The following is a 13,305-nucleotide window of genomic DNA, read 5'->3' as shown; positions in this document are numbered from 1 at the left end:
TTAGTTTATACCTGATTCTTATAATGAGCTTACAAGCTCTTAGCGCACAAGCTGGCTGCCTAAGGCTTCATCACCCAACCAATCGCCTAACGGATGCTCGCCTTTAGCATAAGGATTCACAAAGTGCTGATGTATATATTCCTGCCCTTCGGTGCTTAGGCAGTCTGCTAATGAACGCGACCATTGTGGATTGCGGTCTTTATCAATTAATAGCGCACGTACGCCTTCTTTAAAGTCAGGATTGGCCGCACAATGTACGGCTACGTTGGCCTCTAAATACAGAACTTGTTCTAGCGATAAGTCCGTGACTTTATGATACAGCGCATAGGTTAAAGCGGCGGTAACTGGGCAACCTTGACGATATGTGTCTGCTGCCCGCTGCGTCCAGCTGTCTGCTGCAAAGTCTGAGTTTAGCTTTGCTAGCGCTTCATCGCTCTGTAGAAGTGCATCGATATCGCCCAGTCCGCCGCTGTTCATCAACTGCTGGATAGGATGCCAATATGTCGCTAATTTGCTAGCAGGCAATTCGGCTACTGGTTGCGCTGCCAATGCACGGCTAACGATACTATGAGCGCTATTGTTGCGACATTTATCGGTGCTACCTGCTGCCACTTGCCAATCGCTCTGTTTTAAGCTTTGTATGATGGCATCATAATCACTACTGGCAACGGCATACTCTGCAAGATTAGATAATAGGGCATCATTGCCATTACACATCGCACCTGTTAGCCCTAAAAATAAACCCGTTTTTGCCGGCATACGCTGTAAAAACCAACTGCCAGAGGCGTCAGGGAACAGTCCAATAGTCACTTCTGGCATGGCAAAGCGGGTGCGCTCGGTGACCAAACGATGACTACAGCCAGCCATCAAACCCATGCCGCCACCCATAATAATACCGTCGCCCCAGAGGATTAAAGGCTTTGAATAAAAATGCATCTGCCGATAAAGACGATACTCATGACCAAAAAACTCTGTCGCATAAGGGTTCGGCAGTGGCGCACTGGTAGACATACTGTCATACAGCTTACGGATATCACCACCAGCACAAAACGCCTTGTCACCTGCCCCTTTTAATACCAATGCCACTATCTGATCGTCACTTTGCCACTGCTCTAGCTGCTGGGCTAACAACTGACACATCTCAACACTGAGCGCGTTGAGAGATTTGGGCGTATTTAGTGTCATTATCCCAATGAGGTGGCCACAATCTGTCGGCTCAGTATTGAACAATACCGGCGCTTCTTGTGTATTTTTTTCTACGGCTTTTTGATTATTAATATCGTCCGTCGCTGTCGTAGCTGCTGTCATAAAAGTAACCTAAAAATTAAAAGGAAAAATATTAGCGCTAAGTCTGATTTAATTTGGCCTATTTATTTTGCCAAGTGGGTTTACGCTTTTCTAAGAATGCTTGTACGCCTTCGCGCTGATCGTTGGTATCGAACAACTTAACAAATGCTTCGCGCTCATGGATAAGGTTTTGTGCGGGCGGAGTATTTCTTGCGGCTTGGATAAGCTGTTTAGAATAAGTGACGGCAACAGGAGATTGCTTAGCGACTTTTTGCGCTAATGCTTGCGCCGCTAGTAAACCGCCACCTTTTGCCGTGACTTCCTCGACTAAGCCAATGCGTAATGCAGTCTCGGCATCGACGCGCTCACCGCACAATATCATACGTTTCGCCCAGCCTTCACCAACCAGTAAAGGCAGATTCTGCGTACCGCCTGCACACGGCAATAAACCCACGCCGGTCTCTGGTAAGGCCATCTGTGCATGCGCTTCTGCGATACGTATATCACAGGCCAGCGCGCACTCAAGTCCACCGCCCATCGCATAGCCGTTGATAACCGCGATACTCACACCGCGATATGCTGATAGCGCTTCAAACGCTTCGCCAAAAGCGATGGCCATGCTGATTGCTTGGCCTTTATCACCGTCTGAGAAATTATTTAAGTCCGCACCTGCTGAAAAGAATTTCTCACCATCGCCATGGATAATTAAGGCGTAAACATCATCATTGGCATTGAGGTCAGTGACCAGCTGTTTGAGCGCTGGCAGACTGTCCATCGTCCACGTATGGGCTGGTGGGTTATTCAGTGTCACGGTAGCAGTATGACCGTCAATCGATAACTTGAGATTGGTATAATCCGTCATAAATAATCCTTTATTTTATCTGAATTTGGTACGATTTATTGGTGAGACGCTAGGTAAAAGAGCCATAGAAAACCATAGCGAACTTAAAATACCATGATAAAAATATTGCCATAAAATAGTTGCGTACTTCGATTAACGCAATTGACTCAATGCATCATCCTGCATAAGCTGACGCGAGACAATCACTCGCATAATCTCATTGGTGCCTTCCAAAATCTGATGGACACGCAAGTCTCGTACATGGCGCTCTAGCGGATACTCATTTAGATAACCATAGCCACCATGTAGCTGTAAGGCCTCATTGGCAACATCGAAACAAAGATCAGTGGAGAGACGCTTTGCCATCGCACAGTAGGTAGAAGCTTGCCCATCATTGTTATCGACTTTATTAGCCGCTAGATACAGCATTTGTCGCGCAGTAATGGTTTGGGTAAGCATGTCCGCAAGCTTAAACTGTACCGATTGTAAGCTGGCAATCGGGCTACCAAACTGGCTACGCTCTTGCACATAATTGGTCGCGGTCTCCAGCGCTGACTGCGCCGTACCTACCGCACAGATACCAATATTGATACGACCGCCATCTAAGCCTTTCATCGCAATGCGAAAACCTTGGCCTTCCTCGCCGATGAGATTTTCAGCGGGTACTTTGACGTCTTTAAAGCTAATAGCACGCGTCGGCTGCGCTTTCCAACCCATTTTATGCTCGTTTTTACCATACTCAATACCAGCGCTGTCAGCGTCTACCACAAATGCTGAAACCCCTTTTGGCCCTGCACCGCCTGTACGTGCCATGACCACTAAGACATCGGTCGAGCCTGCGCCCGAGATAAAAGTTTTTTCGCCATTGAGTACATAATGGTCGCCTTGCTTATCAGCTTTGGTGCGTAATGAGGCAGCATCAGAACCGGCGTTTGGCTCAGTTAAGCAATAGCTGCCAAGCCATTCACCACTGACCATATTGGGTAAATACTTTTTGCACAAGGCATCACTACCATACTCACCGATCATCCAGCCCGCCATGTTATGAATACTCATATACGCGGCGACTGCCGTATCACCCCATGCCAGCTCTTCAAACACCATGGCAGAGTCTAAGCGTGGTAGCCCTAAACCATCATATTCTGGGTTGGTATACAGCCCCAAAAAGCCAAGCTCGCCTGATTTCTTAATCACATCGACTGGGAAGTGTGAGGTACGATCCCATTCAGCCGCATTGGGCTTTAGCTCTTTTTGGGCAAACTGCCGAGCGGTTTGGCGAAAAGCAATTTGGTCTTCCGTTAATGAGAAATCCATAAGATCATCCTTGTGCTTGCAAAGCAAATATGGTGAAGAAAGTTTGGTAAGTCATCAGTTCAATATTGTTTATACAGTATAGCAGCGACATAACGACATTCTCAAAATTATGCTCTACTAGTAAAGCACATATTAAGTAAGATTGACGTTATATCGCAAACATAGTGAATGAACGATTACATTGAAATAGTGGTATTCACGCCGCGGCTTGCCTCATCATCGAACCAGCGGGCAGTGACCGTCTTAGTTTGAGTATAGAACTGTACTGCCTGCTTACCATAAGGACCGAGATCACCAAGCTTACTAGCACGTGAGCCTGAGAATGAGAACATCGGTAGTGGCACAGGAATTGGCAAGTTAATACCGATTTGCCCCACTTGTACATCTTGTTGGAATTTATGTGCAGCAGCGCCTGACTGAGTAAAGATAGCGGTACCATTACCATGTGGGTTGGCATTCAATAGCTCAATCGCTTCATCAAGGTCGGCTGCACGCATAATACATAGAACAGGGCCAAAGATTTCTTGCTGATAAATTTGCATATCAGCGGTGACGTTATCAAAGATAGTCGGTCCTACGAAGTTGCCTTTCTCATAGCCTTCGACAGTAATGCCACGACCATCAAGAATCAAGCTAGCCCCTTCTTCTACCCCTGTACCAATCAGATGCTCAACACGCGCTTTTGCTGCTGGTGAAATGAGCGGACCTAAATCCTTGTCGTTTTTACCTGCTGAGACCACTAAGCCTTCTGCTTTGGCTTTGATATCGTCAATCCATTCACCTGCTGCACCGACTAACACCACGACTGACAATGCCATACAACGTTGACCGGCGGCACCAAAGGCTGCACCCGCTAGCTGATTGAGTGTTTGCTCTTTATTGGCATCAGGTAGGATAACGCCATGGTTTTTGGCACCCATCATGCACTGGGCACGTTTGCCAGATTTACTAGCGCGCTCGTAGACATGCTTGCCGACGTTGGTAGAACCAACAAACGAAACCGCTTTGATGTCTGGATGATCACAAATGGCATCAACCGTCGCCTTGCCACCATGTACCACGTTGAGTACACCTTCAGGGACACCCGCTTCTACTGCCAGCTCAATCAAACGCATGGTGACCATTGGGTCTTGCTCAGAAGGTTTTAGAATGAATGTGTTACCCGTGGCAATCGCCATTGGGAACATCCATAGTGGAATCATCGCTGGGAAGTTAAACGGGGTGATACCAGCACAGACGCCAAGTGGCTGCCAAATGCTATAAGTGTCTACGCCTGAGGCGACGTTTTCAACGAAGTCGCCGATTTGCAGATTGGCAATACCTGCGGCATGTTCGACGACTTCTAGACCACGGAATACATCACCGCGAGCGTCAGCGATAGTCTTGCCCTGCTCTGCTGTCAGGATTTCTGCCAGCTCATCCATATGATCGCGTATGAGTGCTTGATACTTCAAGAAGATACGCGCACGAGTAGTAATTGGCGTTTTGCGCCACGTCTGAAAGGCTTTCTGAGCGGCAGCGACGGCTTGATTGATTTCATCATCAGTGGTTTGAGGGACTTTAGCGATAACTTCTTGCGTGGCGGGATCGGTGATATCAATCCATTCGCTGGTATTAGAATCAACAAATTGACCATTGATGAGCTGCTGAACGTGGTGCATAAGATATCCTTATCTTTTTTGCAAGATTACCGTTTGACGGTATCTTCATATCTATAAAGAGAATTAGAAACGATAAGTTTCTACGAATAAAGCTTTATTTTAAAGTGATTTATTTTGTATCATTATTGACTATAACAATAAATCAATTTTAGGGTCAAGTGTTTTATGTGTACTGCTTGTCTCTACATTTAGGCCAAAAAAAGCCCATGATTGTGCATGGGCTTTTTCGGTATCAAAGGTGGCTGGTTTTTTTCAATTGATACGCCATTAGATTAATAATCTTTCATAGACTGTTTAATGGCGTCAATGGCCGTTGGATTGTCAAGCGTTGACATATCTCCCGTTTCATTACCTTCCGCTAAAGCACGAATAGTACGACGTAAAATTTTGCCCGAGCGCGTTTTTGGTAGCGCCTGCGGGAAATAAATCGCTGCGGGTCTTGCGATACCACCAAGAGATTTTACCACTGCCCCAATCACTTGCTGCTCAAGACGGAAGCGGTTTTCGGTCGTCGCTACTTGGTCATGATCTTTTAGCACACAAAAAGCAATGGGCAACTCGCCTTTTAACTGATCCTGAATACCCACGACCGCACACTCAGCCATCTCTGGATGCATGCTAATTGCCTCCTCAATCTCTTGGGTGCCGATACGATGACCCGCGACATTTATCACATCATCGGTACGACCGAGAATATAAAAATAACCTTCTTCATCCGTTACCGCATAGTCTGAGGTGGAATACTGTTGACCATCAAACAGACCGAAATAACTGCTGACAAAGCGCTCATCATTACGCCATACCGTAGTAAGACAACCGGGTGGTAATGGCGCTTTAATCGCTAGCAAACCCTTTTCACCAGCCGCGCAAGGCTCGCCGGTCTCTTCATTGATGACGTGGGCATCATAACCATACATGGGATAACCGGGCGAGCCTTGTTTGTGCGGTTTATGATTAAATTTGGGCGTATTGCTTAAAATCGGCCAGCCAGACTCTGTTTGCCAATAGTGATCTAAAATCGGTACCCCTAAATGCTTGGTCAGCCAATTGGCCGTTGACTCATCAAGTGGCTCGCCTGCTAAAAAGAATGACTTGAGGCTAGAGACATCATAGCGTGTCATCCACGTCTCATCTTGCTTTTTCAGCATACGCACACCCGTCGGTGCGGTAAATAGGATATTAACCTTGTTGGCTTCAACAATCCGCCACCAGATACCAGGGTTTGGACGATGCGGCAAGCCTTCATACATCACACTGGTCATGCCAGCGAGCAATGGCGCATAAATGGTATAAGAGTGCCCCACTGCCCAACCGATATCGGATATTGCCCAAAAGGTCTCGCCGGCTTTGCCATCGTAGATATAATCTATCGACGTTGTTAGCGCCACTGCATGACCGCCGGTATCACGCTGCACGCCTTTTGGTGTACCCGTAGTACCAGAAGTATAGAGCAAATACGATGGCGTATTGGATTCTAACCACACTGGCTCGACAATCGCATTGGCTTCACAACTGATACGGCGTTGGGTTGCATAATCGACATCGATAGCTTTTGGCTCATAAGGCAAGATACCTCGATTGACGACCAGCACATGCTCAGGCTTCACAGTGGCTTGTTCAACACCTTGATCGACGAGGTTTTTATAGTTGATAACCTTGCCACCGCGCAATCCTGAATCTACCGTAATGACCATTTTTGCCTCAGCATCGTCCATACGAATCGCTAGGTTGTGCGCGGCAAAGCCACCGAAGACTACAGAATGAACTGCGCCAATACGAGCACATGCTAGCATCGCATAAGCGGCCTCCAAAATCATTGGCATATAGATAATGACACGATCGCCCTTCTCGATACCATGACGCTGTAGCACATCGGCGAAGTAATTCACTTCTTTATACAAATCGTTATAAGTCAGGCGGCGCTTGGTATAGTCGGTATAAAACTCGACGTTATTGCCTAAATCGCTAAAGGCATCGACGACTGCTGGGAATGTTGCTACTAACTCTTGGTTAATCTCAGAGGATAGCCAAATAAAGGCATCTTGCTCTGCACGCTCTGCCAGATGGCGATCGACACAGTTATAGCAAAGGTTGGTCTCACCGCCGACGTACCATTTGGCAAAAGGCAAATTGCTGTCATCGAGGATTTGCTCAGGCTCTTTATGCCAGTAGATACGCTTGGCTTGCTCTGCCCAAAACTGCTCACGGTCGTTAATAGAATCGTGATAAATATCAGCAAAGCTTGGAGTCTGAGTGACTTGAGTTTGGCCATTTTGAGAAGGTTGGGTTGTGGCTTGGTTTTTGATTGGGTCGCTCATAATAGCTGTCCTTAGCGTAAACAAGATATGATGCAATATAATTGTAAATATAGCGGTGATAAATAATATCGTAATAAGGTACTGGTCATCCGTGCCAGAACTGAAAAACCGATACATTATGTATCGGTTTAAAATGTAGCAGAGCTAACAATAAAGGTCAACTATTAAGCGTCTAATCTGTTTGATTATCATCAGCATTCAAATACCTTAACAGCCTATAGCTTTAAAAAAGTGGGCCAGTAACGTTATACCTCGGTCTGATCGGCATACATCTCACGCATGACTTTTTTGTCATGTTTGCCTACAGAAGTTTTGGGCAACTCATCAACGAACTTAAACTGACTGGGCACACCATATTTAGGAATGATACCGCGCTCTACCGCTTTCTCAGCGATGGCTTTGATGTCCTCCACCTTGGTATCTTGGCAATCAGGCTTGAGTACCACCAAGGCCAATGGACGCTCGCCCCACTGCTTATCGCGAACGCCAATAACTGACACATCAGCCACTGCTGGATGCAGAGATAAAATCGTCTCAATCTCAAGCGATGATATCCACTCGCCACCTGATTTGATCACATCTTTTAGACGATCGGTGATTCTAATGTAGCCATCAGGACGGACATAGGCGATATCTTGAGTATGCATGTAGCCGTTTTCCCACAGCTCTTTGCCTGCATCGTCATTTTTCAGATAGCTCTGGGTCAACCACGGTGCGCGCAGTACCAGCTCACCTGTATTTTCTTCACCCGTACCCACCGATTGATTGTTTTCGCCCCATACCTGTGCATCGACCATGACCACTGGCTTGCCCGTCATACAACGGCGAGCAATATCCTCTTCTTCCGTCATTTCTGGTTCGTTGAGGCTAAACTCTGTCAAGCTAATAAGCGGCGCCGTCTCTGACATACCATAGCCCGTATAGACTTCGATATCTTGCGCCAATGCAGACTTTGCTAAACCTTCGGTCAACCTTGAACCACCGATGATCATTTTTAGACCATTAAAACTGGCCCCACGATCTTGTGCTTCTTTGAGTACCATTTGCAAAATCGTCGGCACACAATGGGTGATACTGACTTTTTCGTTAATGATCAAATCCAGCAAGGTATCAGGCGCATAGCGTCCCGGATAGACCTGCTTGAGACCGACCATCGTCGCGGTAAAAGGAAAGCCCCATGCATGTACATGGAACATCGGCGTCATCGGCATATAAACATCGCCGTTACTCACGCCTTGTTTGTTCGGCAACATACCTAGGGTGGCGGCTTCTGCCATACTATGTAGTACTAGCTGACGATGGCTAAAAAACACACCCTTTGGATCGCCTGTGGTGCCCGAAGTATAAAAGGTCGTCGCAATGGTATTTTCATCAAAGTCTTGGAAGTCAAAAGTATCATCAGCGGCTTCTAACAAAGCTTCGTACTCACCCGTTACGCGCTTTTGATTGTCACCAAAGACCCCTTCTACTGTCATGCCATTGTCATCTAGCCAGATGATATGCTCGATACTAGAGTTCTCAAACTGATAATCCTTCACCAGTGCGGCAAACTCAGAGTTCAGCATCAGCACTTTTGGTTTCGCATGATTAATGGTGTACAGCACTTTTTCTGGTGATAAGCGGATATTGACGGTCTGCAAAATATACTGCGACATCGGCACTGCAAAGTAGGATTCTAAATAGCGATGGCTGTCCCAATCCATGACGGCGACCACATCACCAGTAGCGAGATTCAAGTCGGCTAAAACGTTCGCTAAGCGATTGATACGATTAAACAGATCTTTATAAGTAAAGCGTTTTTTATCCGCATAAACGATTTCTTGATCTTGTGAGACGGTTTTGGCACGGTTTAACAATTGCTTGATCAGAAGTGGAAACTCATAAGCAGCTGGTGCGCTGTGGTAAATATTTGACATAAATCTGACGTCCTTGTTGAGTATTTTTGATAATTTTAATGGCTATTAAAGGGTTTGAGGCAAACTAAAATTATTGTTTTAATAAAAGATATGTTCGATAAGCCTGATACTGATAGTAAGAAAAAACCGCTTATATGTAAAGGCTGCTTGCGTAAGTACTGAAACAGCAACAGTGATTTTCCTGCCCTTTTTTATTGGCTATATAGGTTAAGTAGTACGAGTTTTGGTTTTTATCATGCCAAAGCTAGCGACTAATAATGCCAATACTTGCACGAATAATAATAACCATACGGTAAGCGACCATTGACCGCGCGCATAGGCGATGCCGCACAGCCATGCCCCTAAGGTACCGCCTGTATAATAGGCCATATAGTATAAGCCAGAAGCCAGTGAGCGCCCTTTTTTCACATTGACCGCGATATAGCTGATGGTCGCAGCCTGCGTGACAAACACGCCCGAGGACATAATCGCCAGTCCTACGACAATACCCCAAAGTGGTGCCACAAGCGTCAATAATACTCCAAGCATTGAAACAACCACGGCCACCCGAACCGTACGTGCTGAACCAAATCGACGCAGTAAATTGGTTGATAACGGCGTAATGACTACCCCAATTAAATACACTGCAAAAATATTGGCCAGTGCGCCCGTACTAAGCTCATATGGCGTGCCTGCTAGGTGCAAATTGATAAAGGTAAAACAACCAACTAGGGAGAACAGAACGCAGGCACCAAGCAAGCAAGCAGTGACCACATAACGATTGGTCAGATGCTCGCCGAGCGTCTGTATCGCTGAGCGAAAGTTTGGATTGGCCTCAAAGTGACGCGACGAGGGCAGCATTTTACCAACCCAGAGCGCACCAATCAGCGTCATCGCTGCCATCACATAGTAGCCTGCGCGCCAGCCGATGAGCTCGTGTAAATGTCCAAGTAAGAACCGTCCCATAAAGCCGCCAAAGACCGAGCCTGAGACATAAAAAGACATCAGCTCAGTGACCGCGCGTCCCTCAAACTCCTCTCCGATGTAGGCAATCGTCACCACAGTAATACCGGGTACGGATAAGCCTTGTATAAAGCGCCATATGCCCATCCAGCCGATGCTAGGGCTTTGTGCAATCAACGCGGTCGGTATCGCTAAAAACAATAAGGCCGCCACAATAAATGACTTGCGCCCCACGGCATCAGAGAGCATACCCAAAAACGGTGACATGATAGCAATCGCTAACACAGTTGCTCCAACGATCATACCCGCTTGGACTTCAGTCGCCGCAAAATCTAGCATCAGGACGGGTAGCACCGCTTGAATAGAATACACTTGTAAAAAAGCAAACATGCCAATCAAGCCAAAGGTGAGTTTTAAAACCCATGACGTAGAATCATTTGGCGAAGTGGAAGGCGGTGGGGCGGTATATTGGGTCTGATCAGTAGAATGATTCACAAGGAGGCTGACTATATTGGTTATGCCATGACAGTGATAAATACCTGTTATTGACTTGGATGAAAGATGGTTGATACAGCTATAGTCAAAATATCCTAAAAACGCGACGGTATTGCTTGCTGATATCAATTTTTTGTAGCCTCTGTCTGCACAGGCACAGCAAGCAAGGAAAATGGATATCAGTAGTGCGTGATGGTTCGATATTACTTTTCACTGACTATAGATACTAAAAGCGTTATATGATAAATCTATAGGATAAAATGGTATTTTTAAATACTAAACACCTCTTAAATGATAAATATTTATCCTAAAGACAAGCGAGTTATGTTACCACATCAGACCTCATACTCAGTTTTAGATGTGTTATTGGCGCTACATTAGCCTTGTTATTTGACTAAAAAATATTGCCATTTTTCTTTATATCATAGCGCCGCCACTTATAGAAATACCTTTGCTTAAAATTAGCCGCGCTACTTAACATTAGCCACGCTTTACCTTCAAATTGGCATTGTAGCCTAGTCCCATTCGATACCGTGCAGGCGGTTTATGGCTTTGACAATTAAAAGATTAATGTCTACTATTATTTTGCCTTATCAGGTATAGCGTCAAAAATAGAATAAAAAACCAATAGCTAAGCCAATCAAAATTATACAACCCTCACATACAAGAATGTTTATCATGATAAAAAATGCTGGGCTTGCAAAAGCTATTATTGTCACGGGCGCGTTGTTTTTTTCTATGCCGACTGTGGCTGAACTCAGCCTATCTGAGACTACAGTTCATACAGTAAATGAAGCATTACCAGCGATGCCATCAGACTGTATTGCAGATAGCGCAATCACGGCAGATGCTCTGTCAGATACTCGTAATAATGGTCCCTTCTCTGTCCGCACCAAACGCGTTTCGCGACAGTCAGCAAAGGGTTTCGGTGGTGGTACGATTCACTACCCGACCAATGCTAGCGGCTGCGGTCTGTTAGGCGCTATCGCTGTGGTTCCGGGTTATGTGTCTTACGAGGCTGCTATTAAATGGTGGGGGCCGCGTCTGGCATCTTGGGGCTTCGTCGTTATCACTATCAATACCCACTCTATCTATGACGATCCAGATAGCAGAGCGGCTCAATTGAACGCCGCGCTCGACCACATGATCGCTGATGACACCGTCGGCAGCATGATAGATCCTACGCGGTTGGGTGCTATTGGCTGGTCGATGGGCGGCGGCGGTGCGCTTAGACTGGCAACGGAGCGCAGCACAGTACGAGCCATCATGCCACTAGCACCCTACCATAACAAAAGCTATGGCGCGGTAAAAACGCCAACCTTAGTCATTACCTGCGAGCATGATCGGATTGCGTCTAACAATAAATATAGCAACGCTTTCTATAAAAATGCCACCGGCCCCAAAATGATAGTTGAAGTAAACAATGGTAGCCACTTTTGTCCAAGTTACCGCTTTAACGAGATATTGCTGAGTAAGCCTGGCATCGCGTGGATGCAGCGCCATATTAATAATGACACACGCTTCGATAAGTTTTTATGTGCCAACGAAAACTATAGCAAAAGCCCGCGCATTTCTGCTTACAATTATAAAGACTGTCCGTAAAGCGGTGTATAGGAATGGTGACATTTGCTTTAAGTCTCCCTTTATTTGCGTATATTAGGTCTAAGAACATTCGAATTTAGCTATCGAATTCAGCTATGATTTAAAGAGGATTATCTACAATGGAAGACCAGATACATGATTTGGGTGCAGGTTTTTGGAACATTCGCGGCTCGTTCGTGAGACAAGGCATGATCGATATAGGCAATCAATCAGCCTTAGTAAAGTTACACTCTGGAAAGTTTGTGCTGCTAGATAGCTATACGCTCACGGGTGACGTCCGCGCGCAAGTGATGGCGCTGACCAACAATGGGCAGGACATAGAAGCCGTACTCAACGTACATCCTTTTCATACGGTGCACTGTGCGCGAGTGGCAAAAGACTTTCCACATGCTCTATTTTACGGGAGTGCACGTCATCATAAAGAAGTGCCAGAAGTAACCTGGAGTGAGGATTACGTTGAAAGTGCAGCGGTCGCCGAGCGTTATCCTGAGCTTGAATTTTCACTACCGCAAGGCATTCATTATATTGCCCCTGACGATACGGTACATGCAAGCTCGCTCTTGGTATTCCATCCTGCCAGCCAAAGCTTATATGTCGACGATACCATCGAGACGCCACCGTCAAAACGCTTCAATGCGGTACAAGCGGGTATAAACTTACATGCCACGACGATAAAAGCACTAAGAGATGAACCAGATGCGGGCAAAAATTATTGCGATTGGGCCATCAATTTGGCACATGACTGGCGCGATGTGCGTCACTTTTGCGGCGCGCACTCAGGTTTAGTAGTGTTTGAAGAAGGTGAATTTGAAGCAGCATTATTGTCTACTATCCACAGCGCCCGTTCTGAGCTTGAGAAGGCTTAAATGAGTTAACTTGAATGGTCTAAACAATCACAAGAAATAGCACAAATAATAAGCGTAAATTAT

The 13,305-nt window shown here is 46.0% G+C and carries 9 protein-coding genes; 2 read left to right on the top strand and 7 right to left on the bottom strand.

Features of this window, described 5'->3' with window-relative positions:
- Nucleotides 1-39: 39 nt before the first annotated feature.
- The 7 genes from AAEY80_RS02405 to AAEY80_RS02375 form a co-directional block, all read right to left on the bottom strand.
- On the bottom strand, nt 40-1,308 hold the full coding sequence (locus AAEY80_RS02405; RefSeq protein WP_227692077.1) for an enoyl-CoA hydratase/isomerase family protein: 1,269 nt from the start codon (nt 1,306-1,308) through the stop codon (nt 40-42).
- A gap of 58 nt (nt 1,309-1,366) precedes the next feature.
- Complete coding sequence (locus AAEY80_RS02400; protein ID WP_201567343.1) at nt 1,367-2,149, bottom strand: enoyl-CoA hydratase; 783 nt, start codon at nt 2,147-2,149, stop codon at nt 1,367-1,369.
- Between the two features lie 132 nt (nt 2,150-2,281).
- Nucleotides 2,282-3,442: an acyl-CoA dehydrogenase family protein gene (locus tag AAEY80_RS02395; protein WP_201567341.1), complete on the bottom strand. Its 1,161-nt coding sequence runs from the start codon at nt 3,440-3,442 to the stop codon at nt 2,282-2,284.
- A 176-nt stretch (nt 3,443-3,618) separates the two neighbouring features.
- Nucleotides 3,619-5,103, bottom strand: coding sequence for a CoA-acylating methylmalonate-semialdehyde dehydrogenase (locus AAEY80_RS02390; RefSeq protein WP_201567332.1), 1,485 nt, complete (start codon nt 5,101-5,103; stop codon nt 3,619-3,621).
- A 272-nt stretch (nt 5,104-5,375) separates the two neighbouring features.
- A complete protein-coding gene (locus AAEY80_RS02385) occupies nt 5,376-7,421 on the bottom strand; it encodes a propionate--CoA ligase (protein ID WP_201567330.1) in 2,046 nt (681 codons plus the stop codon).
- 245 nt (nt 7,422-7,666) lie between these two features.
- Nucleotides 7,667-9,337, bottom strand: coding sequence for a fatty acid--CoA ligase (locus AAEY80_RS02380; RefSeq protein WP_201577849.1), 1,671 nt, complete (start codon nt 9,335-9,337; stop codon nt 7,667-7,669).
- A 207-nt stretch (nt 9,338-9,544) separates the two neighbouring features.
- Nucleotides 9,545-10,678, bottom strand: a complete 1,134-nt coding sequence (locus tag AAEY80_RS02375) for an MFS transporter (protein WP_217271540.1) — start codon at nt 10,676-10,678, stop codon at nt 9,545-9,547.
- A 774-nt stretch (nt 10,679-11,452) separates the two neighbouring features.
- On the opposite strand from AAEY80_RS02375, the gene AAEY80_RS02370 reads away from it, so the two are divergent.
- Nucleotides 11,453-12,376: a dienelactone hydrolase family protein gene (locus tag AAEY80_RS02370; RefSeq protein WP_350587840.1), complete on the top strand. Its 924-nt coding sequence runs from the start codon at nt 11,453-11,455 to the stop codon at nt 12,374-12,376.
- A 119-nt stretch (nt 12,377-12,495) separates the two neighbouring features.
- Nucleotides 12,496-13,242 carry a hypothetical protein gene (locus tag AAEY80_RS02365; RefSeq protein WP_025650660.1) on the top strand — a complete coding sequence of 249 codons (747 nt, stop codon included), beginning with the start codon at nt 12,496-12,498 and terminating at the stop codon, nt 13,240-13,242.
- Nucleotides 13,243-13,305 lie beyond the last annotated feature (63 nt).

It is taken from the genome of Psychrobacter sp. 78a-MNA-CIBAN-0178 (assembly GCF_040309625.1).
Lineage (GTDB): Bacteria > Pseudomonadota > Gammaproteobacteria > Pseudomonadales > Moraxellaceae > Psychrobacter > Psychrobacter okhotskensis.
Note: the sequence above shows the minus strand (reverse complement) of the source record. Positions and strands in the feature narration are given on the sequence as shown.